This window comes from Micromonospora sp. NPDC005413 (assembly GCF_040606435.1).
Lineage (GTDB): Bacteria > Actinomycetota > Actinomycetes > Mycobacteriales > Micromonosporaceae > Micromonospora.
Map to the genome: position 1 here is coordinate 542,588 of NZ_JBEXEV010000001.1, position 23,126 is coordinate 565,713.

Here is a 23,126-nt window from a genome sequence, read left to right on the forward strand (position 1 = left end):
CGGCGGCGCCCTTCGGTGAGATCGCACCGAAGGGCAGCCGCAGGCGGATCAGGCGCTGGCGAAGTGCTCGCGGTGATCGCGGACGAACTCGCCGAAGAGCACTGAAGGAGCAGGATCCCGACCTCGGCATCCTGGCCGTGCAGCTCTCCGGGCGTGTCCAGCGCGAGATCTTCCGGCGGTCCGCCGAGCACGGGTTCGACGACGTCCGGCCCCGCCACGGCGCGGTGCTCGCGTACCTGGACGCGGAGGGCACCCGCCCCGGCGAACTGGCTCGGCTGGCCGGACGCAACAAGCAGACGATGGGCGCGATCCTCGACGAGTTGGAGCGGCTGGGCTACGTCCGCCGCGCGCCCGACCCTGCCGACCGCCGGGCAAAGCTGATCATGCCGACGGATCGGGGCCTCAGATTCATGGAGGTCTCCGACGGCGTCGTGAACCTGATCGAGCAGAAACTCTCCGACACGCTCGGTCCCGACCTCTACCGGGATTTCCGGACCGCGCTGGGTCGTGGCGTGGCGAGCCTCCCGGCAACCGGCCACGACACCGAGGGCTGAGACGGCGTCGCCCCGCGCTGGCTGCCCTGATCGGGGTACGCGGGAAGCCGGCACCGGGCAAGGGCGCGACCAGTAGCGTGCGGAGTGAGGGCGGCGTCGCAGGCGGCGATCGGGCCCGTCGCGGCACGCCGGCCGGAGAATCCACGAGTACGCCGGGCAGGCGCATGAACCGCACGCGAGCCAGGGGAGGCCCCGATGAGCCCGAAGAGTGCCCAGGGCGACGCGAGTGGGATGTCGCGCGTCGAGAGCCTCGACCTGAAACTTGAGGTGATCGTCGTCCCTGTTGCGGATGTCGACCGCGCGAAGGAGTTCTACGTACGCCTCGGGTGGCGGCTCGATCAGACGCCGCCCGGCGTGGTCCAGTTGACGCCGCACGGCTCCGGGTGCTCCGTGCAGTTCGGCCCGAAGCTCACGTCCGCGGCACCCGGTTCGGCCATGGCGTACCTGGTCGTCTCTGACATCGAGATGGCCCGGAACGCCCTGGTCTCTGCCGGTGTCGAGGTCGGTGACATCTTCCACGTCAGCCCGGACGGCCCGGCCGACGGGCCGGATCCCGAGCGGCGCAGCTACTTCTCGCGCGCCACGTTTCGCGACCCGGACGGCAACACCTGGCTGATGCAGGAGATCACGACCAGGCTTCCCGGGCGCGTCGAGGGTGGGCTGACGTCGTTCGGCTCCGCGAGCGACGTGGCGAGCGCGCTCCGCCGCGCGGCTGCCGCCCACGGCGAGCACGAAGAGCGCACCGGCGAGCGGGACGAGAACTGGCCCGACTGGTACGCGGCCTACATGGTCAGCGAGCAGTCGGGGGCCACGCCGCCCGAGTGAGCCGCGACCGGCTTGTTCGCCTGGTTGGCGGCGATCTTGGTCAGCGCAGCCCGCGGATGAGGTTGTCGACCAGCGTGCGGGCGAAGTCCTCGGTGAGCGGCAGGTCGGGGACGAGGAGCCGGTGGTAGCAGGCTCCCCAGAGCTGGTCGACGACGGATTCGGGGTCGATGTCGGCGCGGAGCTGCCCGCGGGTCACGGCTCTGCCGAGGGCTTCGACGGCGAGGGCTCGGCGGGGGCCGGAGTAGCGCTGCCGGTAGGCCGTGGCCAACTCGGGGTCGGTCTGCGCCTGCGCGATGAGTTGGCTGATCACCCGCCCGGCGGAGGTGTCCCGCATGAGGTGGACGAAGGCGACGAGCTGGTTGGTCAGGTCGGCGACGATGTCGGCGGTGTCGGTGAAGGCCAGCGTGGGTGCGACGACGGTGAAGTAGCCGTCCAGGGCGAGTGCCCCCTTGGAGGGCCACCACTTGTAGATCGTCATCCGGCTGGCCCCGGCGAGGGCTGCGACCTTCTCGATGGTGAAGCCGGCCATGCCCTCTGCCAGCAAGAGATTGCCGGCGGCAGTGAGGATCTCGGCCCGTACCTGGTCGGCGGGCCGGCGGCCGCGACCCCGGCGGGGTGGCGTGTCGGCATCCGGCGTGAGCTGGGCCACGGGTCCTCCCGGTTATATGGACAGAGTGTCTCTACGGTGGTTATATGGACACAGCGTACACAGCGATGCCACGCGATCCACCGCAGTGACGACCGAAGGAGACGAGTGACATGACGGGTCTACGACGGCGACGGTTGGGTGCCTCCGGTCCGGAGGTGTCGATGATCGGGCTCGGCGCGATGGGCATGTCGGACCTGTACGGGCCGGCGGACGAGGCCGAGAGCGTCGCGACGCTGCACGCGGCCATCGACGCCGGCGTGAATCTGATCGACACCGCGGACTTCTACGGGTCGGGTCACAACGAGATGCTGATCGGTCGGGTGCTGCGGGAGCGTCGTCGGGAAGAGGTGGTCGTCAGTGTGAAGTTCGGCTCGCGCCGAACGCCGGACGGCGGCTTCCAGGCGGCACCGTACGACGTGTCGGCGGTGGCGGTGAAGGACCGGCTCGCGTACTCGCTGCGCCGGTTGGGCACCGACTACATCGACATCTACCGGCCATCGCGGCTGAACCCGCAGGTGCCGGTGGAGGAGACCGTGGGCGCGCTGCTCGAGATGCAGCAGGCCGGCTACATCCGGCACATCGGGCTCTCCGAGGTGAGCGCGGACACCATCCGTCGGGCAGCGGCGGTGGCACCGATCAGTGATGTGCAGATCGAGTACTCGCTGCTGTCCCGTGGCCCGGAGGCCACGATTCTGCCGGCGTTGCGAGAGCTGGGCATCGGGTTGACCGCCTACGGGGTGCTGTCACGAGGGCTGCTGAGCGGGCACTGGTCCGCCGACCGTGAGTTGATCGGCACGGACTTCCGGGCGAACAGCCCGCGGTTCCAGGGGGAGCACCTGACCGCGAACCTGCGCCTCGTGGACGCGCTCGGCCGGGTCGCGCAGCGGCTGGGGGCGACCACGAGCCAGGTGGCGATCGCCTGGGTGGCGGCGCAGGGCGAGCAGATCGTGCCACTGGTCGGCGCGCGGCGGCGGGATCGGCTGGCCGAGTCACTGGCCGCGGTCGACCTGGTGCTGGACCGGGCGGCGCTGGACGAGATCGAGCGGGCCGTGCCGGCCGGTGCCGCCTCCGGGCAGCGGTACGCGACGACGATGATGGCTGCCCTCGACAGCGAGAAGTGACCCCGGCTGGCTGCGAGGTCAGGTGGTCATCAGCCGCTGGTCGCCTTGTACCGGTCCCAGGCCCGCACCAACTGCATCCGATTGTGGATCCCCAGCTTCTGATAGACCGATCGGAGTTGGGTGTCCACAGTGTGGAAGGACACGAAGAGGTTCCCGGCCGCCTCCTTCTTCGTGGCGCCCGTGGCGAGCATTTCTGCCACCCTCTCCTCGGCGGGGGTGAGCGCGTCGATGCCCGAGCGGAGCGGCTCGTCGGTCGACGGCCGGTGGTGTGGGGTGGCAGCGAGATCGACGCATCGCCTGTCGGCCAGCGCCTGGTCGCCTGGGGCGCCGATCCGGGCGTAGAGGGCAGCCGCCTCGTGCGCGGCATCCCACGCCTCCGCAGGCCGTAGCCCAGAGCTGTTCGCGAGGTCGAGCAACGCGTCGGCCAGAGCCGGCCACGCGGCGGTGGTGCGCAGTCCGTCGACGGCCGATCGGAGTGCGTCCGGGTCGCGATCGAGCAGCCCTCTGGTCTGGTCGGCCAGTGCGTGCCAGAGCGGGACCGGGGTGCGCGTGGCTACCAGCGCGACCAGCTCGGTGACTCGGCGAGCGGCCTGGGTGTCGCCAGCGACCATCGCCGCGCGTACCAGTCGGGGGCCGAACTGTGGCACGGGCAGGAGTGACCGGACCGACCGGTGCAGGTCAGCGACGACTGCGGTGAGCAGCCCCGCCGGCTCGCTGAGGGCAGGGTCGCGGACTGCGACACAGAAGGCGGGCGTCCACATCGTACTGTCCGGCCATCGTCCTTCCGTGAGGCAACTGCGGAGGACGGCGCGCGCGGCGTCGTGTTCGCCACGGCGGTAGCGAACCTCGGCGATCACCGCGACCAGCAGGGCGCGCGCCTCCTGGCTGATGTCCGCCGAGCCCGAGTTGAGCGTCGTGACAGCCAGCGCGGCCGCCTCGGGCAGCTCGCCCACCGCGACCATGCGCAGGCAGTCCAGGGCGGTCAGCCTGCTGCTCACCGGCGTGCCGGGCGACGCCGTGTCATCGAACGCCTGGCGGGTCGCGGTCTGGGCGTCCTGGTGCCGGCCCAGGCCGAGCTGCACCAGGATTCGTTCGGCCCGGATCGACGTGGCGTCCCGTCGTGCCGACCAGGTGTCGGGATCCAGTGCTGCCAGCACGGCGTGGGCACCCGGTAGGTCCCCGTGCGACAGCGAGCGAGCGGCCCGGCCGAGGGCGAGATGGCGAGCGGATGACTGGTCACCCGATGCGGCGTGGGCGGTGCCCGCGTCGCGGAGCAGGGCGTCGGCGTCCGGATGTCCCACGCGGGCTGCGACGGTGGCGATCATGGCGAGCAGAGTACTTCGGCTCCGAGCGTCCAGTCGCTGGCTTAGCGCCTCCCGCAAGCCGGCGAGAGCGACCGACGGCTGCTCCAGTGCCGCGATCTGCGCCAGGCGACCGAGTAGGTGGGGAACCGTTACGGCGTTGAAGGGTGATTCGGACAATGGCGTTCTCCCCGGTGGTTACCCGGCGCGTCGAAATACCGTCCCGAGATCGAGCCTAACCACGGCGGCAGGGGCCAGCGACCAGATCGACGAACCGACAGGATGTGGCCCGGCAGCTGCTGGTGCCCACCTGCCGTCGTTTGCGCTCAATGGCCCGTAGCGCCCGGGATCTGACGTGCCGCAATGGCGCAATCACGTGATGCGACGTCAAGGCCTCGCCCCCGATCATCGAGTGCATGGCCCACTCGACGTCGTCGCCCCTTGATCGTTGGCTGCTGAGCAGTGCGACACGCCGGTCCGACTGTTGCTCAGCAGCCAACGATCAAGGGCGGTGCGGGCGGCACCCGGGCCGGACCAGGCTTCCCGGTGTGCACCGGCTCCGGGCCGTACTGGTGGTGTTCGTTCTGTTCGCCAGCACCGGCGCGGGTGGAGACGCCCCGGCGTGGACCCGCGTCGTGCTGGCCGTGACCGCGGTGGCGATTCCCGCCACGATCGCGGTGCACTACGGCCGGCCCGCCGTGCGCACCCTGCTGGGGCTGCCGTCCCGGCTACGCCTGCGAGGCGGATCCGTTCCCCCGCCCCATCCGATCCAGCCGGAGTGAGGAGACAGCGATCATGGCGAACAGCGATCCCGAGCCGCGACGCGGCGACCAGGGTGGCCCGCCCTTCGCGGGGCGTAACGTCGAGGTCGAGCGACAGAACCCCGACCTGTTGGTGCCGCCAACGACCGACAGCCGGCTGGTGCCCAACCTCAAGTTCTCGTTCTCCCAGGCGCACACCCGCGTGGAGAAGGGCGGCTGGACCCGGGAGGTCACCGCCCGCGATCTGCCGATCGCCAGCCAGATGTCCGGCGTCCAGTTCGGCCTGGAACCGGGCGCGTACCGGGAGATCCACTGGCATCAACAGTCGGAGTGGGCGTACATGCTCAGCGGCAGTTGCCGGATCAGCGCGGTCGACCACGAGGGACGCAACTTCATCGAGGACGTCAAAGCGGGCGATCTGTGGTTCTTTCCGCAGGGCGTGCCGCACAACATCCAGGCGCTGGCCGATGGCGCCCAGTTCCTGCTGGTCTTTGACGACGGCGCCTTCTCGGAGAACAACACGTTCCTGCTCAGCGACTTCTTCGCACACACGCCTCGGCACGTCCTGGCGAAGAACTTCGGCTGGACGATGGAACAGATGGAGAACCTGCCCGAGCGGGAGAAGTACATCTTCCAGGGCGAAGTCCCACCGCCCCTGCAACAGGATCGGGTGATCAGCCCGACCGGCGACATCCCGCGAAGCTTCAAACACCGGATGATCGCGCAGACCCCGCAGCGTTTCCGCGGTGGAACGGTCCGGATCACCGACTCGACCAACTTCGCCGCGTCCGTGACCACCGCCGCCGCCCTCGTCGAGGTCGAGCCCGGAGGAATGCGCGAGTTGCACTGGCACCCCACCACCGACGAGTGGCAGTACTACATCTCCGGCACCGGCCGGATGGGCGTCTTCGCGGCTCAGGCCGCCGCTCGGACGTTCGACTTCCAAGCCGGCGATGTCGGCTACGTCCCCTTCGCGTACGGCCACTACATCGAGAACACCGGCGACGAGCCGCTGGTGTTCCTGGAGATGTTCCGGCATCCCCGGTTCGAGGACATCTCGGTGATGCAATGGATGGCCAACACACCCCACGAAATCATCGCGGACACGATCAACGTGCCGAAGTCGATCGTCGACGAGTTGCCGAACACGAAACAGACCGTGGTCTGAGGTCCCGGTCTCGTGGACATCGCCGGTTGAGGGACGCCGTTCGTGCCCACCGCCCGGATCCGGCTACCTGGCCGCGTCGAACCGCGACTTAGTGACGTGCCCTCGCCATGCCGACCAGGTCGACGATCCGGTCGGCCCAGCGGTCCATCAGGGTCTGGTCGTGGGTGACGACCAGGACGCCGGCGTGCTGGGTCTGCTGGTAGTCGCGGATGACGGCGGCGACGTGCGCCTGGGTCGAGGCGTCGAGCATCGCCGTGGCCTCGTCGCAGAGCAGGTAGTCGGGACGGTGCACGAGGGCCCGCGCGAGGCAGGCCCGTTGCAGTTGCCCGTCGGACACCGCGTGTGGACGACGGGTGCGAAGGTCCGAGGTGAGGCCGACGAGGTCGGCAAGTTCGGCCACCCGCTCGCGGACCGTCGGCTCGGGCGTTCGGAGGGCGCGTAGCGGTTCGGCTATCAGGTCAGTGAGGCTCAGCCGGGGGTCGGCGGCGGCGCGTGGGCTCTGGAAGAGAACGGCGACGCGGGTCCGCAGGTCGACCGGTACGGCGTAGCGGACGGCGTTGACCGGGGTGCCGTCGATGCTGACCTGGCCGCGATCGGGGCGGTGCAGAAGGGCGAGGACCCGGACCAGGGTGGATTTGCCGCAGCCGGACGGTCCACGAAGCCCGACCGTCTCGCCACGACCGACTCGCAGGCTGACGCCGTCGAGTACGACCTGACGGCCGTAGCCGACGGTCACCTCGTCGGCGAGGAGGTGCTGCGGGCTGGTCACGTGACGGCTCCGGTGAGGATCGGATGGTGGCAGGCCACCGTGCCGCCGCCGACGACCGGTGTCGGCTGTGGCCGGCTCGCGCAGTTGTCCGTGCGGCGCGGGCAGCGGGGCGCGAACGCGCATCCCGGGGGCAGTGCGGTGAGCATCGGCGGGTCGCCCGGGACCGGCCGGAAAGCCCGGTCCGGCAGGGCGTCGAGCAGCGCCGCGGCGTACGGGTGGGTTGGTGCGGCGAAGAGTTGGGCGGTTTCCCGGTGCTCCACGATCCGGCTGGCGTACATGACGGCGACGGTGTCGGCGACCCGCTGCGCGGCGGCCAGGTCGTGCGTGATGAGCACGACGGCCGAGCCGTTGTCGCAGCGGCGGCGGAGCAGGTCCAGGGTGTGATCCACCAGCGGGCGGTCGAGGCCGGTGGTGGGCTCGTCGGCGATGAGCAGCGACGGGTCTGGTGCCAGGGCGAGTGCGGTGACCAGACGCTGTGCCATGCCGCCGGACAGCTCGTGCGGGTAGCGGTCCAGGTCCGCCGGGTCGAGCCCCACGTCGACCGCGAGCTGATCGGCGTCCTCGCGGTCCCGGCGGTGGACCCGGAGCGTCTCGGTGAGCAGTCGCCGTCCGGTGCGGACCGGGTTCAGAGCGGTGGCCGGGCTCTGCGGGACCAGCCCGACCCGACGACCGCGTACCTTCCGGGCCAGGTGGCGCTGGCCGCAGGTGACCAGGTCGACCGGCTCGGTGTCCGGGTGGTGCAGGACGGCGTGGCCGGTGATCATGGCGTTGGCCGGCAACAGGCCGAGCAGCGCGTGGGCCAGGACGGACTTGCCGCAGCCGGACTCGCCGACGATGGCCAGCAGCTCGCCGGCCCGTACGGTGAGGCTGAGGTCGGTGACGGCGCGCACGCTCGCGTCGCGTAGCCGGAACTGGACGCCGAGGCTGTCCACGGCGAGCAGGGGCCGACTCGCGGCGGCGCGGGGAGACGCCGGGGCGGCGACGCGTTCGGTGGTGGTCACAGGTGCAGCTCCGCTCGGACCCGGGGATCGAGGCGGTCGCGCCAGCGGGCGGCGAGGACCGCGATGGCGAGGGTGACGACGACGATGACCGCGCCCGGCGCCAGGCTGGCCCACCAGGCGCCGGTCAGCAGCGATCCCTGGCCGTCGTTGATCATGTTGCCGAGTGAGGCGAGGTGCGGCGGCAGGCCGAGGCCGAGAAACGACAGCGCGGTCTCGTGCCACACCGCGTGCGGGATCATCAGGGTGGTGGCCAGCGCCAGCCGGGGCAGGACGTGCGGCAGCAGGTGCCGCATCAGGACCCGACGCCGGCCGGCTCCGCCGCTGATGGCGGCGTCGATGAACGGCCGGGTACGCAGGCTCAGCAACTCGGATCGGACGATGCGGGCCGTGGAGAGCCAGTGGGTGAGCGCGACGGAGGCGATCACCGCGCCGAGGCTGGGACGCAGCATGGCGACGATGAAGATGCCCAGCAGCAGGTGCGGCATCGCGGCGATGGTGTCGACGATCCGCATCAGGATGCGGTCCACCCGGCCGCCGAGGGTGCCGGCGATCCCGCCGACCACGCCGCCGAGGACGGTGGCGACGAGCGCGGCGACCGCGCCGACGAGCAGCGACACCCGCAGCCCGTAGACGGCACGGTGAGCCACGTCCCGGCCGAGGTCGTCGGTGCCGGCGAGGTGGGTCCAGGAAGGTGTCAAGCGGGTCTGGTCCAGCGCGACCGCGCTCTGGTCGAGCGGCCAGAAGAGCGGAGCGAGAAGCGAACCGACGACGGCGACGAGGAGGACAACGCCGGCCGCGACAGCACTGGCCTGGCCGGGCCGCAGTCGGAGCCGGGACCGGGCCGTCCGCAGCAGCGGTCGTCGGGCAGCGAGGTCAGTCATCGAGTCGTACCCTCGGATCGGCGGCGGCGTAGGCGAGGTCGGTCACGAGGTTCGCGGCCAGCACCACCGCGGTGGTGACCAGCGTGATCGCCGCCAGCAGCGGGAAGTCGCTGCCCAGCGCGGCGGCGACCGTGACGGCACCGAGGCCCGGCAGCGAGAAGACCGTCTCGACCAGCACCGCCCCGCCGACCAGTTCGGGCAGATGGGTGCCGACCAGGGTAAGGAACGGCAGCAGCGCGGTCCGCAACGCGTGCCCGAACAGCACCGTCCGCCCGGGCAGTCCACGGGCCCGCGCCGCGAGCACGTGGTCGTCGCGCATGCTCTCCGCGACCGCGTCCCGGACGAACAGCACGAACCACGGCGCCTGGGACACGGCCAGCACCCCGACCGGCAGGATCAGGTGGTGCGCCACGTCGGACCACGAGGTGCTGGTCGCGGTGACGTCGGTCAGCCCGCCGGCCGGGAACCACCCCAGGGCCAGCGCGAAGATGGCGATCGCCGCCAGGCCCAGCCAGAACACCGGCATCGACTCCACCGCGTACGCGGCCGTCCGCAACGCCCGGTCGAACAGCCCACCCCGCCGGTACGCGGCCAGCGCGCCCAGCAGCAGACTCGCGACCAGGACCAGGGCAAGGGTCACGCCGATCAGTAACAGCGTCCAGCCGGCCCGGGCGGCGAGCACCGAGGCGACCGGCTCGTGTCGGCTGGTCGACCAGCCCAGGTCGCCCTGGACCAGGTTGCTGATCCACCGCAGATACTGCACCGGGAGCGGGTCGTCGAGACCCCAGTTGGCGCGGATCTGCGCCAGGTTCTCCTCCGTGGCGGTGAAGGCCGCCGCTCCCGCGTACTGCTTCGCGGGGTCGACCGGCGACGCGGCGCCGAGGGCGAACATCCCGATGCTGGTCGCGATGAGCACCGGGACGGCGACCAGGAGCCGGCGCCGGACCACCGCCCCCGCCCCGGCCAGTCGACCGGAGCGACGGCGAGGCGACGTCGTCCGACCGGTCACGACCGGGTCCAGGTGTTGATGTTCCACCAGACGCTGTTCGCCACCCCGTGCTCGTGCGCCTCAACCCGGGGGGTCACGCCCTGGACCGAGGACTTCAGCACGTAGGTGTGCCGCAGGTAGGTGAGGAACAGCCACGGTACGTCGGCCGCGAGCTGCTTCTGGAACTGGGCGTACGCGGCCTTGCGTCGGTCCGGATCGATCTGGTCCCGGCCCTCCTGCAGGGCCCGGTCGACCGCCTCGGAGCGGTACGAGCCGGGGTTGAAGTAGCCCTGCCCCGCGAACTGCGAGCCGAAGAGCTTGTACGAGACGAAGTCCGGGTCGTACGGCGTGCCATAGCCCATCAGCAGGGCGTCGGAGGTCATCCGCGGGTCGATGGCGTCCCAGGTGAGCCCCGCCGGGGTCACCTCGATGCCGATCTTCTTCGCGTCGGCGGTCACCGCCAGGGCCAGGTCCTTGCGCAGGGTGTCGCTCGCCGGGTACATCAGTGTGAATCGGGCCGGTCGACCGTCCTTGGCCCGCACCCCACCCGCACCGGGCGTCCAGCCGCCCGCGTCGAGCAGCGCCGCCGCGGCCGTCGGGTCGGCGGTCGACCTGGCGATGATCGAGGGCTCGGCGAACTCGGAGGTCGGGGGGATCGGGCCGAAGGCCGGTTCGCCGGCGCCGCCGAGGATGCCGGAGACCATCGCGGACCGGTCGACGGCCAGGCTGAGCGCCCGGCGGATCGCCGGGTCGGCGAGGACCGGGTTGCCCATCGGCAGCATCACGCCGCGGTAGTCGGCGGTCGGCACCCGCTGCACCCGGTAGGTGGTGTCCTGGTCGAAACCGGAGGCGAGCTTCGGCGGCAGCTCGGCCGCGTCGAACTCGCCGGCCCGCATCCGCTGGGCACGGACGTTGTCGTCCGCGACGAACGCGACCACCACCCGGTTGTTCGCCGGCCGGCCGCCGAAGTAGCGCTCGTTCGCCGAGAGCACCAGCCGGTCGCCCGGCGTCCAGGACTCGACCTTGTACGGCCCGGTCCCGACCGGCTTTCGATTGAACCCGGCGGTGTTGATGTCCTGCCCGCTGAGCAGCTTGGCCGGCACGATGCCGAGGGTGAGCCGCTGCAGGAACGGCGCGTAGGGGTAGCGCAGCCGGAACACGACCGTGGCCTGGTCGGGTGCGGTCACCGACTCCACCATGTCCAGATCGGACCGCAGCGTCGAGTCGACCTTCGGATCCAACACGGCCTGATACGTGAAGACGACGTCCTGTGCGCTCAGTGCGGTGCCGTCATGGAACAGCACGCCATCGCGGAGCTTCGCGGTCACGGTGCGACCGTCCGGCGACACCGTCGGCAACGCGGCGGCCAGGCCGGGGACGAGCCGGTTGTCATTGTCGCGGGAGACGAGCCCGTCGAAGATCAGCGCGGCGCCGTCGACGCCGTAGTTGAGGACCGGGTTCAACGCATCCGGCTCGTCGGACGTGGCCACGACCAGCGTCGCGCCGCCGGCTGAACTGTCGGGGGTGGTCGGGGCCGAGCAGCCGGCGAGGACGAGCATCCCGGCCGCTGCGGTCGACGCCACGAGGCGCCGGAAGGTCGGACGCATCCGGGTCACAGAACGCTCCTGTGGTGTGGGGAGTGGATGTGGACGTGCTGGCGCAGCGCCTGCAGCCGCAACCTTTGATGATCACGGTGGCATAGTTGCAACTCTTTGGCAATTGCAAGTTACCTGCATCATGAACGTGCGCGGCGACGGCAGGCCGTGGCATGACCGCGACCACCGTCCCCGCTGGTGGTCACGGTCGGGGCCGACCGGTCAGGGTGTCGGGGTGTTCCGCGCCGTCGTGTTGAGGGCGGACTGAAGCCGGTGTCGACGTCGGTCACAGCCACTCGTTGATGGCGGCGACACGCCGAACGGTCACTTCAGGTCGGGCACACCGCCCCTCGACGCAGGCCTTAGCATCGCCGGCATGGCAACGCGGCTCGTTCAAATCAACATGAAGGCTCGGGACGACTCGGCGCTGGGCGGTTTTTGGGCAGAGGTGCTCGGTTGGGCGGTCTCCAGCGAGGGACCCGGCGTCACCAACCTCGAACCCGAGGGCTTCGTCTACCCCGACCCCGTCGCCGTCTGCCTCGACCTCATCGCCTCCCCGGAACCCAAGACGGTGAAGAACCGGGTGCACGTCGACCTCGCCACCACCTCGGCGGCCCATCAGGCGGAGTTGGTCGCGCGCCTGGTGGATCTCGGCGCAACACCCGCCGACGTGGGCCAGGGCGACGTCCCATGGACGGTCATGGCCGATCCGGAGGGCAACGAGTTCTGTGTGCTGGACTGGCGCGACCCGATCCGAGACACCGGACCGATCGCCACGGTGGTGGTCGACTGCGCGGATCCGCGAGCCATGGCCCGCTTCTGGGGCAAGGCCATGGACTGGACTCTGCACAAGGTGACCGACCACAACGCGGTACTCCGCTCGGCCAAGGGCGTTGGCCCATATCTGCAGTTCCTCTGCACACCCGACGTGAAGAGCGTTTGGAACCGCGTCCATCTCGACGTCCGCCCATACCCGGGTGACGATCCAGAGGTCGAGGCCGCCAGATTGCTGACTCTCGGCGCCACCGCCATCGACCTGGGCCAGAACGACGTCCCGTGGACGGTCCTCGCCGACCCGGAAGGCAATGAGTTCTGCCTCCTCGCCCCAGCCTGACCCCAACCCTCGTCAGCCGCCAGCCCGGACTTCGCGACGCGCCCCCAGGCTGCCTGTCAGCGTCCCGTGGGACTGTCGTCGAGACCGACCAGGACGACTTCCAGCCTGCGGGGGCCGTGCACCCCCTCGACCCGGTTGAGCTCGATGTCGCTGGTCGCGGACGGGCCCGAGATCCAGGTCTGTGGCGCGCGCGGGTCCAGCCGGGTCAGCGCCTCCGGCAGCAGTCCGACGACCTGGTCGGCGCGTACGACGCAGATGTGCCGGTCGGGCACCAGGGTGAGCGCCCGCCGCCCCTGTGCCGGGCCGGCGTCGAGGATGATGGTGCCGGTGTCGGCGACCGCCACCGCACAGCCGGTCAGGACCGCGTCCAGGCCGTCCAGGTCGGCCGGTGACAGCGGGGGAGCGTCGCGGTGAACCTGCCCGGCGTAGCCGGCCAGCCAATCGGCGGGGATGTCGGTGGGAACGGCGAGCCGGTCGACCTCGGCCAGCAGTCCGGGCAGGCTGTCGATGCCCCGGTGGACGACAGCCCGGTAGTCCTCCAACCGGTCGATGAGGATCTCGACCAGGTTGGAACGATCGTCGACCCGGCGGTACCGGCGGGGCACCTCCACCGGCGGCGGGCTGTCGGCCAGGGCCGTCCGGAGCCGCGCCAGGATCTCGTCGCGTGCGGTCACTGCTTGTCCCACCATTCCCGGAAGGTCTGAGGCGCGGGCAGCGGCAGGTCCCGCGACCGGGTCCAGGCCGAGGCGGGCCAGGGCAGCCTGCGCAGCGTACGAGAGCCGGTGCGCCGTTCGCGGTACGCCCCGAGAGGGCCGGCGCCGCCCCGGGCCAGGCGTAGGGCGGCGGCCCACCGTCGAGGGCTGCGCATGATCCACGACAGGACGCGCATGGTGGCCCGTTCAGCCAGCGGATGCGGTGCCTGCTGGCGGAGGTGGACCAGGATCTCCGGAATGTTGATCTTTACCGGACACACGTCGTAGCAAGCGCCGCAGAGGGTCGACGCGAACGGCAGCGAAGCGTTGTCGGCCACGCCGGTCAGCTGGGGCGACAGGATCGCGCCGATCGGCCCCGGGTACACCGAGCCGTACGCGTGCCCGCCGGCCCGCTCGTACACCGGGCAGACGTTGAGGCACGCGGAGCAGCGGATGCAGGACAGCGCCGGCCGCCCGACCGGGTCGGCGAGCACCGCGGACCGGCCGTTGTCGACCAGCACGACGTGCACGTCCTGAGGGCCGTCACCAGGGGTGACGCCGGTCCACATCGAGGTGTACGGGTTCATCCGCTCGCCGGTCGAGGATCGCGGCAGCAGTTGCAGGAAGACCTCCAGGTCGCTGAAGGTCGGCAGCAGCTTCTCGACGCCGACGACGCTGATCAGCGTCTCCGGGAGGGTGAGGCACATTCGCCCGTTGCCTTCGGACTCCACGACCACCAGCGTGCCGGTGTCGGCGATGGCGAAGTTGGCGCCGGAGACGGCGACCCGGGCCGAGAGGAACCGTCGTCGCAGGTGGGTGCGGGCCGCCTCGGCCAGTGCCGCCGGTTCGTCGCTGAGGTCGGCCGGTACGTCGGGCATTCGACGCTGGAAGATCTCCCGGATCTGTGCCCGGTTGTAGTGGATCGCCGGCACCAGGATGTGCGAGGGAGTGTCCTCGCCGAGCTGCACGATCAGCTCGGCGAGGTCAGTCTCGTACGCGGCGATGCCGGCCGCCTCAAGGGCCTCGTTGAGCTCGATCTCCTGGGTTGCCATCGACTTGACCTTCACGACCTCGTCGGCCCCGGCGGCCCGGGTCAACGCGACCACGATGCGGCAGGCCTCGGCGGCGTCGCGGGCCCAGTGCACGGTGGCGCCGGCAGCGGTGGCGGACGCCTCGAACTGCTCCAGCAGCTCCGGTAACCGGCGTTGGACGTCCGCCTTGATCGCGGAGCCGGCGTCCCGGAGGGACTCCCAGTCAGGGACCTCGTCGACGACTCGGGCGCGCTTGCCGCGGATGGTGCGGGTGGCCCGGTGCAGGTTGGCCCGCAGTTGCGTGTCGGCGACGGCCGACGCGGCTGCGGTGGGGAAGGGCAGTGGTGTGCGGATCCGCCCGCCTCCGGTGGCTGGGGCGACCGACCCGCCAGACCGGTCGACGCCGGGACGGTTCATGAGGCGGCCCCTGTCGCGGCGAGGATCTCGGCGTAGTGCATGGCCCGCACGCCCGACCGGTGGCGGTCGAGGCCGCCCCCGATGTGCGCCAGGCAGGAGTTGTCGGCGGCGGCGAGCACCCGTGCTCCGGTGTCGCGGACCCGGGCGCACTTGTCGGTGAGCATCGCGGTGGAGACGTCCGGGTTCTTCAGGGCGAACGTGCCGCCGAAGCCGCAGCATTCCTCGGCGTCACCGAGCTCGACGAGCCGGATCCCGCGCACCTGGCGCAGCAGGTGCAGCGGCCGGTCGCCGAGCCGCAGCATGCGCAGGCCGTGGCAGGTGGGGTGGTAGGTGACCGTCTCCGGGAACTCGGCACCGACGTCGGTGACGCCGAGGACGTCGACGAGCAACTCGGACAGCTCGTAGGTGCGGGCGGCCACCGACGTGGCCGGCGGGTGCAGGTGCGGGTACTGGTCGCGGATCATCGCCGTGCACGACCCGGACGGCGCCACGATGGCGTCGTACCCGTCGAAGACGTCGACGTAGTTGCGCACCATGGGCATCGCCTCGGCCCGGTAGCCGGTGTTGGCGTGCATCTGCCCGCAACAGGTCTGGCCGGTGGGGAAGTCGACGGTGTGGCCGAGTCTTCGCAGGATGCGGGTGACCGCGATGCCGGTGGCCGGGTAGGCGATGTCGTTGACGCAGGTGATGAAGAGGGCTATCCGCATGGCGGCTCCTCGGATGTCTCGGGGCGGGTCACACCGGGTCGCGCGGTGCGCCAGGGTCGGGAAGCCGGTCGAAGGCGGGCAGGTGGCGCTCCCGGGCGGCGGTCAGGTGGGCCCGCATCGCCTCGGTGGCCGCCGCGGAGTCGCCGGCGGCGATGGCGGCGGCGATGCGCTGGTGCTCCGTGTTGGTGTCCGGAGCGCCGGCGACAGGGAAGTACAGCCGGTGCAGGTGCAGGTGCGAGTGCAGCCGCGTGATGCTGTCCCGCAGCAGTGGGCTGCCGGCGACCTCGGCGATGAGGTCGTGGAATTTCGCGTCCAGCGCGGTGAAGGCGGCGTGTCGGCGGTATCCGTCGCCGGCCTCCACGTCGATGCGCGCCGCCGCCTCGGCGCTGATCCGTTGCCGCGCCTCGGTGGAGGCGTGCGCGGCGGCCCGGCCGGCGGTGGCGCCCTCCAACAGGAGGCGGACGTCGAACAGGTCGTCGAACTCTGTGCGGCTCAGCAACGGCGTGGTGGTGTAGCCGGACAGCGGGCGTTTGCGGACCAGGCCGTCGGCTTCCAACCGGGCGAGGGCCTCGCGCACCGGTGTGGGGGAGACGTCGAGTTCCCGGGCGAGAGCGTCTATGTTGACCCGCTCGCCGGGGGGAAGGATGTGGTCCATGACCAGCGTCTTTATCGACTCGTAGACGTCCTCGGCGAGGGTGAGTCGTCGGGCGGGACGGAGCCGACCCTCGCGAGCTTCCTGCTGGGCCATCTCGTCTCCTAACAACCCCTTGACTGTGCCGGTGTGAGCGAGTACACACTAGCAAAGCAACATCCTATAGGAAATAGGTTTCCCCCGCTTCGCCTCCGCCTCACCACCACCCCCGAGGAGACGTTCATGTCGCGCAGCATGCTGTCCCGGATCGGCTCTGGCCTCACCGTCCTGGCCCTCGCCACGACGACCGTGGCCTGCACGAAGAAGAGCGACGCCACCGACACCGAAGCCGGCGGTCGGGAGCCAGCGCAGGTCAAGGTCGCGCTCGTACCCGGCGGCTCGCACCCGTACTTCCAGCCCTGGAAGGACGCCGGGGGCACGGCGAAGACGGAACTCGCACTCGGCGACGTCACCTTCAACGAGACCGCAGGCTGGGACCAGACCAAACAGAACGACGTGCTCAAGTCCCTGGCCGCCCAGGGATACAACGCTTTCGGGGTCTTCGGCGTCTCACCGGACAACATCAACTCCACCTTCGAGGACCTCAAGCGGCAGGGCTTCCCCGTCGCCTCCCTGGCCTCCTGCCCGGCTGGGGACAACAAGGCCGACTTCTGCCTGTCCACCGACGTGGAAGTCGCCGCGTACAAGGGCGCCAAGGCCGCCATCGACTCCATTGGCGGCCAGGGCAACCTGGTGCACCTGACCGGAAACAAGGTCGACTCCAACACCCAGCGCCGGATCAAGGGCGTGGAGAAGGCGGTCGCCGAGACCGGCGGAAAGGTGGTGCTGATCCAGAGCGTCACCGACATCGACAAGGACCTGCAGAGCGCCCAGAAGGCCGTGGCCGACCTGCTCGCCGCCAAGGGCCGGCAGATCCAGGCGATCGTGAACACCGCCTACAACCCGGCGGTCGCCTCCACCGAAGGCGTGCGCCAGTCGAAGCTGCCCATCAAGGTCATCGCCATCGACGACGACCCGGCGGTCCTCGACGGACTTCGTGGCGGGTGGGTGGCTGCCACCGTCCTGCAGAACCCGGTCGGCCAGGCCCGTGTCGGCTCGTACGCCCTGATGAAGCTCAGCGGCGGCTGCACGATGGTCGAGCCCGGAGTGACGATCGACTCCGGATCGTTCGTGGTGACCAAGGACAACCTGGAGGGCTACGAGGCCGACCGCACCGCGACCACCGACGCACTGAGGAAGAAGTTCGACGGCGACCTCCTCAAGTGCAGCTGATGTCGAAGATCACGAAGGCCGAGGCGTACCTCGTCGACATCCCCGTCGAGACCGTCCGCACCGACGCCGTGCAGGCGTTCCTCAAGCAGGAAACGATCTTCGTTGAGGTGCGGACGGCCGACGGCGGGCACGGCACGGGGTACGCGTACACGATCGGGACCGGTGGCACCGCGGTGCTCGCGCTGCTGCGTGACTACCTGCTGCCACACCTGGTCGGCCGCGATGCCGCCCGGGTGGAAGCGGTCTGGCGTGACCTGCATGCCGCTACCCGCGCCACCGCGGTGGGTGCCATCACCTCCCTGGCTCTCGCCGCGGTCGACACCGCGCTGTGGGATCTGCGCGCCCGAGCCGCCGGCCTGCCCCTGTGGGTGCTCGCCGGCGGCGCCAAGGAACGGATCCCGCTGTACGACACCGAAGGTGGCTGGCTGCACCTCACCGAGGACGAGCTGGTCGCTGGGGCGAAGGAGTCCCAGGCGGTCGGCTGGCCCGGCGTCAAGCTCAAGGTGGGCAAGCCGAACCCGGCGGAGGACGCCGCACGGATCGGCGCGGTCCGGGCGGCCCTCGGCGACGGTTTCGACGTGATGGTCGACGCCAACCAGTCCCTGACCGCCGCCGAGGCGATCAGCCGAGCCCGGCTCCTCGAACCGCACCAGCTCGCCTGGTTCGAGGAGCCGTTGCCGGCCGACGACGTCGCCGGGCACGAGCTGCTCGCCCGCGCGACCAGCATCCCGGTCGCGGTGGGGGAGTCGATGTATTCGATCGGCCAGTTCGCCGAGTACCTGCGCCGCCAGGCCGCCGGCATCGTCCAGGTCGACGTCGCGCGGATCGGCGGCATCACCCCGTGGCTCAAGGTCGCGCATCTGGCCGAGGCCTGCAACGTCGTCGTCTGCCCGCACTTCCTCATGGAACTGCACGTGAGCCTCTGCGCGGCCGTGCCGAACAGTCGCTACGTCGAGCACATCCCGCAACTGCGCGCGATCACCCGGACCGAGATCGCGATCGTCGACGGCCATGCGCTCGCCCCGGGCGAGCCTGGCCTCGGCATCGACTGGGACCGCGACGCGATCGAGGACAGGAGGGTGGCGTGAAGACGGAAACAGCGCCGGAGGCGCCAGCGGTGCCTCCGGCCGCCGACCCCAGGCCACCGGCCCGGACCCTACCGGTCTGGGCGAACCCCCGGCTCGGGCTGCTCATCGTCATCGCCGTGCTGGTTGTCCTCTTCTCGTCGCTGACCCCCGCGTTCCTCGATCCCCGCCTCACGCTCGCGCCGCTACAGGCCGACATCAGCGTGTACGTGGTGGTCGGTCTGGCCCAGCTCGCTGTGCTCTCGCTCGGGCACATGAACATGGCCGTCGGCCGGATGGCCGCGCTGTCCACCTTCGCGATGGGCCTGGCCTACGACCGGCTCGGCGTACCCCTGCTGGTCGGGCTGCTGGTGGGTCTCGTCGTCGGGGCGGGCATCGGCGCGCTCGCCGGCCTGCTCATCGCCAAGACCGGCGTGAACTCCTTCGTGGTGACCCTCGCGCTCGACTTCGGGCTGCTGGGTCTGGTCACGATCCTCTACACATGGGCGACCGGCGGGGTGGCGTTCGCGGTGCAGCCGAGCGGGCTGGCCGCTTTGCGCTTCGACACCTTCGCCGACTACTGCATGGGCGACGTCTGCGGACCTCGGATCCCGCTGATCGTGCCGATCGCGGTGGCCGCGGCGCTCGGCGTCGGGCTGCTGTTCCGGCATGCCCGGTTGGGGCGGGAGATCCTGATGACCGGCTCCAACACGGTCGCCGCCAAGCTGTCCGGCATCCCCACGCACCGCCGAGTCGTCGCCGCGCACGCGTTGAGCGGGCTGCTCGCCGCACTGGCCGGTTTCCTGCTGGCCGCCAACAACGGGGCCTTCTCGGCCAACATCGGTGAGTCGTTCCTGCTGCCGTCGTTCCTGGCCCCGGTGCTCGGCGGCACACTGCTCGCCGGTGGTGCGGTCAGCGTCCTCGGCACCGCACTCGGCGCAACACTCACCCAGGTCATCTACAAGGGCCTCAACCTGCTGCAGTTCTCGCTGGAGGAGCTGAAGCTCTACATCGGACTGGTCCTGCTCGCGGCGTTGTCGCTGGACCGGCTTCGGGCTGTGATCGCCGAGCGAAGGGCGGTGTCGACATCATGAGGAGCCTGATCCGGACCAACGAGTTCACCCTCGCGGTGATCGCCGCTGTCGGGTTCGCCGCGCTCGCGGTCGCCACCGACTTCAACCTGCTCACCGCCGGCACCCTGGACGCGTTCCTGCGGTTCCTCGCCCTGCCGATCGTCATCGGCCTGGCCCAGATGGTGGTGCTCGCCGTCGGTCAGATGAACCTGTCGGTGGGTGTGCTCACCGGGTTCTGCGCGGTGGCCTCGGGGTGGCTGATGGTCGACGCCGGGCTGCCCGCCCCGGTCGCGGTGCTCGCCGCGCTGGTCCTCGGCGCCGCCGTCGGACTGGTCAACGGTCTGCTGGTGATCTTCACCCGGATAAACGGGTTCATCGTCACCCTCGCCACCATGACGATCCTGGAGGGGCTGCGGTACGGGGTGAACGGCACCGGCACCTACCAGGGCTACTCGCCCGGCCTGCGGGAGTTCGGGCAGGCGTCCCTGGCCGGGGTGCCCGTGGTGTTCCTGTTGGCGGTCGCCATCGCGGTCGCGACGGCACTCTTCTTCCGTCGCACCGTGCCCGGGCGGCACCTGCTCGCCTCCGGCGGCAACCCGTTCGCCGCCCGGCTGTCGGGCATCTCCAACGACCGCGCGCTGGTGCTGGCGCACACCCTGTCGGGGCTGCTGGCCGGCTTCGCCGCCGTGATCGTGGTGGCCGCCTTCGGGTCGGTGAACGCCTCCATCGGCGACGACCTGCTGCTGCCCAGCTTCGCCGCGCCGATCATCGGTGGGGTCGCCCTGGCCGGGGGCATGATCAGCGTGACCGGCACGGTGCTCGCGGCCTTCCTCGTGCGGCTGGTCGACGTGAGTCAGTCGCAGTTCAACATCAACCGACGGTGGGTGGATCTCATCATCGGCGCGGTCGTCCTCGGCGCGGTGTTGCTCGGTCAGTTCCGGAACAAACTGTCCGGAGGTACGCGATGAGCGTCGTGCTGTCCGCGGAGAAACTGGTCAAGACATTCCCCGGGGTGCGTGCCCTGGACGAGGCGACGCTGACCCTGACCGCTGGCAGCGTGCACGCGCTGCTCGGCGAGAACGGCGCCGGCAAGAGCACCCTGATCAAGATCCTCACCGGGGTCTACCGGCCGGACGGCGGGCAGCTGCGGGTGCCCGGGCCGGACGGGCAGCCACGCGCGGTGCAGCTCGGCAACCCGCAGGACGCCCAGCGGGCCGGCATCGGTGTGGTGCACCAGGAGCGGAACCTGATCCCGGCGTTCACCGTCGCGGAGAACATCTGCCTGCAAAATCTGCCCCGGCGTGCCGGCCTGCTCGACCGGGCGGCTCTGCGTACCGAGGCACGCCGTTGCCTCGACCTGCTCGACCTTGACCTCGACCCCGACCTGCCGGTGTCGCGGCTGTCGGTGGCCCAGATGCAGTTGGTGGAGATCGCCAAGGCGTTGTCGGCCGACTCGACAGTGCTGTTGCTCGACGAGCCGACCGCGTCGCTCACCAACGACGAGGCCGACCGGCTCTACGGGATCGTGCGTCGGCTGTCGGAGCGGGGCCACGCCACGGTGCTGGTCAGCCACAAGCTGGAAGAGGTCTTCGCGGTCGCCGACACGGTGACCGTGCTGCGCGACGGGCGCAGCGTCGCCGAGGCGGAGTCCCTCGCCGACCACAGCCGCGAGCAGATCGTCGACCTGATGGTTGGCCGGGCGTACCAGCAGGTGCACCTCGCCACCCGCACCGTCGCGGCGGACGCCGAACCGGTGCTGGCGCTCGATCACGTCGCCACCACCGCCGGCCACCACGACGTCAGCCTCGCCGTACGCCCCGGTGAGATCGTCGGCCTGTACGGGCTGGTCGGCGCCGGCCGCAGCGAGCTGGCCAAGGCGCTCCTCGGACTCGACCGGATCACCGCCGGCGAGGTGCGGGTGCACGGGCGCCCGGCCCGGATCCGGGACGTGGGCGACGCCCTGCACCGGTACCGGATCGGATACGTCACCGAGAACCGCAAGGAGGAGGGCCTATTCCTCGACCAGACCGTAGCCCGCAACACCGCGGTGACGGTGTGGCGCCGGCTGGCCCGGCTGGGACTGGTCCGCGATCGGGCGGAGCGGTTGTTGGTCGACGAGTACGCCGATCGGCTGGGCATCCGCCTCGCCTCGCCCGACCAGCACGCCGGCCAGCTCTCCGGTGGCAACCAGCAGAAGGTCAGCCTGGCCAAGTGGCTGGCCGCCGACTGCGACGTCCTCATCATCGACGAACCCACCGTCGGCATCGACGTCCGCACCAAGGCGGCCTTCCACGAGTTGATCGCCGGCCTCGCCGCGCGGGGCATGGCCATCCTGCTGATCTCGTCGGACCTGCCCGAGATGGTCACCCTCGCCGATCGGATCGCGGTGATGCGGGAGTTCGCCATTGTCGGCGAACTGGACAACGACCACGACTACGACCGGATGAGCCAGTCGGTGATCCGGTTCATCCACGACGGGCAGGGGGTCGCCGCGTGAAGGCCACCGAACAGGTGACCCTGGGGCGTACCGACGTGGCCGTGACCCGGCTCGGGCTCGGGCTCGCCCCGATCGGTGGGCTCTTCACCGCCGTCGGTGACGAGGTCGCCCACGCCACCGTCGAGGCAGCCTGGGACCTCGGGCTGCGCTACTTCGACACCGCCCCGCTCTATGGCTGCGGCCTCTCCGAGCGGCGGGCCGGGGCGGTCCTCACCGGCAAGCCGCGGAGCGCGTTCACCCTCTCCACGAAGGTGGGTCGGCTGCTCCTGCCCAACGGTGGCGACGGGCAGGAGTTCTGGGCCGAGCCGACCGACCTGGCGCCGCGGTTCGACTTCTCCGCCAACGGGGTGCACCGCTCACACGCGGAGAGCCTCACCCGGTTGGGGCTGGACCGGATCGACATCGCCCACATCCACGACCCGGACGACCACCTCGCCGAGGCGGTCGCCGGGGCGTACCCGGCGCTGGCGCGGTTGCGGGAAGCGGGCGAGATCGGCGCGGTCAGCGCCGGGATGAACCAGGCCCCGGCGCTGGTCGAGTTGGCCCACGCCGGCGACTTCGACTGCTTCATGCTCGCCGGCCGGTACACCCTGCTCGACCAGTCCGGTCTCGACGAGCTGCTGCCGCTGTGTCAGGAGAAGGGGATCTCGATCCTCGCCGCCGGGGTCTACAACTCGGGCCTCCTGGCCGACCCGAGGCCGGGCGCCCACTACGACTACGTCCCGGCCGACGGGGAGCTGCTCCACCGAGCCACGGCGATCCGGTCGGTGTGCGAGCGGCACGGCGTGCCACTGCGGGCCGCGGCGATCCAGTTCCCGCTCGGTCATCCCGCGGTCGCCAGCGTGGTGATCGGCGCCCGCGACCCGGAGCAGGTCGCCGACAACGTGGCGATGTTCGAGTGGGACGTGCCCGGCGCACTGTGGGCAGATCTCAAGGCCGAGGGTCTGCTGCCGGGGGACGTGCCGACGCCTTGAACATCGATGCGGAGCACCAC

The 23,126-nt window shown here is 70.8% G+C and carries 23 protein-coding genes; 12 read left to right on the forward strand and 11 right to left on the reverse strand.

Annotated elements, in window-relative coordinates:
* Positions 1-137 precede the first annotated feature (137 nt).
* Positions 138-554, forward strand: a complete 417-nt coding sequence (locus ABZS37_RS02130; RefSeq protein WP_355164957.1) for a MarR family transcriptional regulator — start codon at positions 138-140, stop codon at positions 552-554.
* Positions 555-749: 195 nt separating this feature from the next.
* The gene (locus ABZS37_RS02135; RefSeq protein ID WP_355164958.1) at positions 750-1,379 is read left to right on the forward strand and encodes a VOC family protein; all 630 of its coding nucleotides are present in this window, start codon (positions 750-752) and stop codon (positions 1,377-1,379) included.
* Between the two features lie 40 nt (positions 1,380-1,419).
* Here the strand turns inward: ABZS37_RS02135 and ABZS37_RS02140 are convergent, their stop codons facing one another.
* The gene (locus ABZS37_RS02140; RefSeq protein WP_355164959.1) at positions 1,420-2,028 is read right to left on the reverse strand and encodes a TetR/AcrR family transcriptional regulator; all 609 of its coding nucleotides are present in this window, start codon (positions 2,026-2,028) and stop codon (positions 1,420-1,422) included.
* A 110-nt stretch (positions 2,029-2,138) separates the two neighbouring features.
* On the opposite strand from ABZS37_RS02140, the gene ABZS37_RS02145 reads away from it, so the two are divergent.
* Positions 2,139-3,149 (forward strand): aldo/keto reductase, encoded by a 1,011-nt coding sequence (locus tag ABZS37_RS02145; RefSeq protein WP_355164960.1) that lies wholly within the window; start codon positions 2,139-2,141, stop codon positions 3,147-3,149.
* A gap of 29 nt (positions 3,150-3,178) precedes the next feature.
* On the opposite strand, the gene ABZS37_RS02150 is transcribed toward ABZS37_RS02145, so the two are convergent.
* The gene (locus ABZS37_RS02150; RefSeq protein WP_355164961.1) at positions 3,179-4,474 is read right to left on the reverse strand and encodes a helix-turn-helix transcriptional regulator; all 1,296 of its coding nucleotides are present in this window, start codon (positions 4,472-4,474) and stop codon (positions 3,179-3,181) included.
* 524 nt (positions 4,475-4,998) lie between these two features.
* Between ABZS37_RS02150 and ABZS37_RS02155 the strand changes: the two genes are divergently transcribed.
* Both ABZS37_RS02155 and ABZS37_RS02160 read left to right on the forward strand, forming a co-directional pair.
* Complete coding sequence (locus ABZS37_RS02155) at positions 4,999-5,232, forward strand: hypothetical protein (RefSeq protein ID WP_355164962.1); 234 nt, start codon at positions 4,999-5,001, stop codon at positions 5,230-5,232.
* A 13-nt stretch (positions 5,233-5,245) separates the two neighbouring features.
* A complete protein-coding gene (locus tag ABZS37_RS02160) occupies positions 5,246-6,379 on the forward strand; it encodes a cupin domain-containing protein (RefSeq protein WP_355164963.1) in 1,134 nt (377 codons plus the stop codon).
* An 88-nt stretch (positions 6,380-6,467) separates the two neighbouring features.
* Here ABZS37_RS02160 and ABZS37_RS02165 read toward each other — a convergent pair whose 3' ends face one another.
* From ABZS37_RS02165 to ABZS37_RS02185, 5 genes are read right to left on the reverse strand one after another with little or no spacing between them, the layout of a single operon-like run.
* A complete protein-coding gene (locus ABZS37_RS02165) occupies positions 6,468-7,148 on the reverse strand; it encodes an ATP-binding cassette domain-containing protein (RefSeq protein WP_355164964.1) in 681 nt (226 codons plus the stop codon).
* A complete protein-coding gene (locus ABZS37_RS02170) occupies positions 7,145-8,149 on the reverse strand; it encodes an ABC transporter ATP-binding protein (RefSeq protein ID WP_355164965.1) in 1,005 nt (334 codons plus the stop codon). Before ABZS37_RS02170 ends, ABZS37_RS02165 begins: the two co-directional genes overlap by 4 nt.
* On the reverse strand, positions 8,146-9,030 hold the full coding sequence (locus ABZS37_RS02175; RefSeq protein WP_355164966.1) for an ABC transporter permease: 885 nt from the start codon (positions 9,028-9,030) through the stop codon (positions 8,146-8,148). Before ABZS37_RS02175 ends, ABZS37_RS02170 begins: the two co-directional genes overlap by 4 nt.
* Entirely contained in the window at positions 9,023-10,039 is a 1,017-nt protein-coding gene (locus ABZS37_RS02180; RefSeq protein ID WP_355164967.1) for an ABC transporter permease, read from the reverse strand. The genes ABZS37_RS02175 and ABZS37_RS02180 overlap by 8 nt, the downstream gene beginning before the upstream one ends.
* Positions 10,036-11,625 (reverse strand): ABC transporter substrate-binding protein, encoded by a 1,590-nt coding sequence (locus tag ABZS37_RS02185; RefSeq protein ID WP_355165083.1) that lies wholly within the window; start codon positions 11,623-11,625, stop codon positions 10,036-10,038. Before ABZS37_RS02185 ends, ABZS37_RS02180 begins: the two co-directional genes overlap by 4 nt.
* Before the next feature lie 364 nt (positions 11,626-11,989).
* Between ABZS37_RS02185 and ABZS37_RS02190 the strand changes: the two genes are divergently transcribed.
* Complete coding sequence (locus ABZS37_RS02190; RefSeq protein WP_355164968.1) at positions 11,990-12,727, forward strand: VOC family protein; 738 nt, start codon at positions 11,990-11,992, stop codon at positions 12,725-12,727.
* A gap of 56 nt (positions 12,728-12,783) precedes the next feature.
* On the opposite strand, the gene ABZS37_RS02195 is transcribed toward ABZS37_RS02190, so the two are convergent.
* Genes ABZS37_RS02195 through ABZS37_RS02210 form a run of 4 tightly spaced genes read right to left on the reverse strand, consistent with a single transcriptional unit; the run spans position 12,784 to position 16,322 of the window.
* On the reverse strand, positions 12,784-13,401 hold the full coding sequence (locus ABZS37_RS02195) for an LUD domain-containing protein (protein WP_355164969.1): 618 nt from the start codon (positions 13,399-13,401) through the stop codon (positions 12,784-12,786).
* A complete protein-coding gene (locus ABZS37_RS02200; protein WP_355164970.1) occupies positions 13,398-14,867 on the reverse strand; it encodes a LutB/LldF family L-lactate oxidation iron-sulfur protein in 1,470 nt (489 codons plus the stop codon). Before ABZS37_RS02200 ends, ABZS37_RS02195 begins: the two co-directional genes overlap by 4 nt.
* Entirely contained in the window at positions 14,864-15,574 is a 711-nt protein-coding gene (locus tag ABZS37_RS02205) for a (Fe-S)-binding protein (RefSeq protein WP_355164971.1), read from the reverse strand. The genes ABZS37_RS02200 and ABZS37_RS02205 overlap by 4 nt, the downstream gene beginning before the upstream one ends.
* Positions 15,575-15,602: 28 nt before the next feature.
* On the reverse strand, positions 15,603-16,322 hold the full coding sequence (locus ABZS37_RS02210; protein ID WP_355164972.1) for a GntR family transcriptional regulator: 720 nt from the start codon (positions 16,320-16,322) through the stop codon (positions 15,603-15,605).
* 126 nt (positions 16,323-16,448) lie between these two features.
* On the opposite strand from ABZS37_RS02210, the gene ABZS37_RS02215 reads away from it, so the two are divergent.
* Genes ABZS37_RS02215 through ABZS37_RS02240 form a run of 6 tightly spaced genes read left to right on the forward strand, consistent with a single transcriptional unit; the run spans position 16,449 to position 23,106 of the window.
* Positions 16,449-17,498, forward strand: coding sequence for a sugar ABC transporter substrate-binding protein (locus ABZS37_RS02215; RefSeq protein ID WP_355164973.1), 1,050 nt, complete (start codon positions 16,449-16,451; stop codon positions 17,496-17,498).
* A complete protein-coding gene (locus ABZS37_RS02220) occupies positions 17,498-18,586 on the forward strand; it encodes a mandelate racemase/muconate lactonizing enzyme family protein (RefSeq protein ID WP_355164974.1) in 1,089 nt (362 codons plus the stop codon). The genes ABZS37_RS02215 and ABZS37_RS02220 overlap by 1 nt, the downstream gene beginning before the upstream one ends.
* Positions 18,583-19,656 carry an ABC transporter permease gene (locus tag ABZS37_RS02225; RefSeq protein ID WP_355164975.1) on the forward strand — a complete coding sequence of 358 codons (1,074 nt, stop codon included), beginning with the start codon at positions 18,583-18,585 and terminating at the stop codon, positions 19,654-19,656. Before ABZS37_RS02220 ends, ABZS37_RS02225 begins: the two co-directional genes overlap by 4 nt.
* Positions 19,653-20,603, forward strand: a complete 951-nt coding sequence (locus tag ABZS37_RS02230) for an ABC transporter permease (protein WP_355164976.1) — start codon at positions 19,653-19,655, stop codon at positions 20,601-20,603. The genes ABZS37_RS02225 and ABZS37_RS02230 overlap by 4 nt, the downstream gene beginning before the upstream one ends.
* On the forward strand, positions 20,600-22,132 hold the full coding sequence (locus ABZS37_RS02235) for a sugar ABC transporter ATP-binding protein (RefSeq protein WP_355164977.1): 1,533 nt from the start codon (positions 20,600-20,602) through the stop codon (positions 22,130-22,132). The genes ABZS37_RS02230 and ABZS37_RS02235 overlap by 4 nt, the downstream gene beginning before the upstream one ends.
* The gene (locus ABZS37_RS02240; RefSeq protein WP_355164978.1) at positions 22,129-23,106 is read left to right on the forward strand and encodes an aldo/keto reductase; all 978 of its coding nucleotides are present in this window, start codon (positions 22,129-22,131) and stop codon (positions 23,104-23,106) included. The genes ABZS37_RS02235 and ABZS37_RS02240 overlap by 4 nt, the downstream gene beginning before the upstream one ends.
* Positions 23,107-23,126 lie beyond the last annotated feature (20 nt).

Coding starts and splice junctions, on each gene's coding strand:
- ABZS37_RS02135 (WP_355164958.1), top strand. CDS start 750: ATGAGCCCGAAGAGTGCCCAGGGCGACGCGAGTGGGATGTCGCGCGTC.
- ABZS37_RS02175 (WP_355164966.1), bottom strand. CDS start 9,030: ATGACTGACCTCGCTGCCCGACGACCGCTGCTGCGGACGGCCCGGTCC.
- ABZS37_RS02230 (WP_355164976.1), top strand. CDS start 19,653: ATGAGGAGCCTGATCCGGACCAACGAGTTCACCCTCGCGGTGATCGCC.
- ABZS37_RS02150 (WP_355164961.1), bottom strand. CDS start 4,474: ATGATCGCCACCGTCGCAGCCCGCGTGGGACATCCGGACGCCGACGCC.
- ABZS37_RS02190 (WP_355164968.1), top strand. CDS start 11,990: ATGGCAACGCGGCTCGTTCAAATCAACATGAAGGCTCGGGACGACTCG.
- ABZS37_RS02210 (WP_355164972.1), bottom strand. CDS start 16,322: ATGGCCCAGCAGGAAGCTCGCGAGGGTCGGCTCCGTCCCGCCCGACGA.
- ABZS37_RS02215 (WP_355164973.1), top strand. CDS start 16,449: ATGTCGCGCAGCATGCTGTCCCGGATCGGCTCTGGCCTCACCGTCCTG.
- ABZS37_RS02185 (WP_355165083.1), bottom strand. CDS start 11,625: ATGCGTCCGACCTTCCGGCGCCTCGTGGCGTCGACCGCAGCGGCCGGG.
- ABZS37_RS02145 (WP_355164960.1), top strand. CDS start 2,139: ATGACGGGTCTACGACGGCGACGGTTGGGTGCCTCCGGTCCGGAGGTG.
- ABZS37_RS02205 (WP_355164971.1), bottom strand. CDS start 15,574: ATGCGGATAGCCCTCTTCATCACCTGCGTCAACGACATCGCCTACCCG.
- ABZS37_RS02235 (WP_355164977.1), top strand. CDS start 20,600: ATGAGCGTCGTGCTGTCCGCGGAGAAACTGGTCAAGACATTCCCCGGG.
- ABZS37_RS02200 (WP_355164970.1), bottom strand. CDS start 14,867: ATGAACCGTCCCGGCGTCGACCGGTCTGGCGGGTCGGTCGCCCCAGCC.
- ABZS37_RS02160 (WP_355164963.1), top strand. CDS start 5,246: ATGGCGAACAGCGATCCCGAGCCGCGACGCGGCGACCAGGGTGGCCCG.
- ABZS37_RS02220 (WP_355164974.1), top strand. CDS start 17,498: ATGTCGAAGATCACGAAGGCCGAGGCGTACCTCGTCGACATCCCCGTC.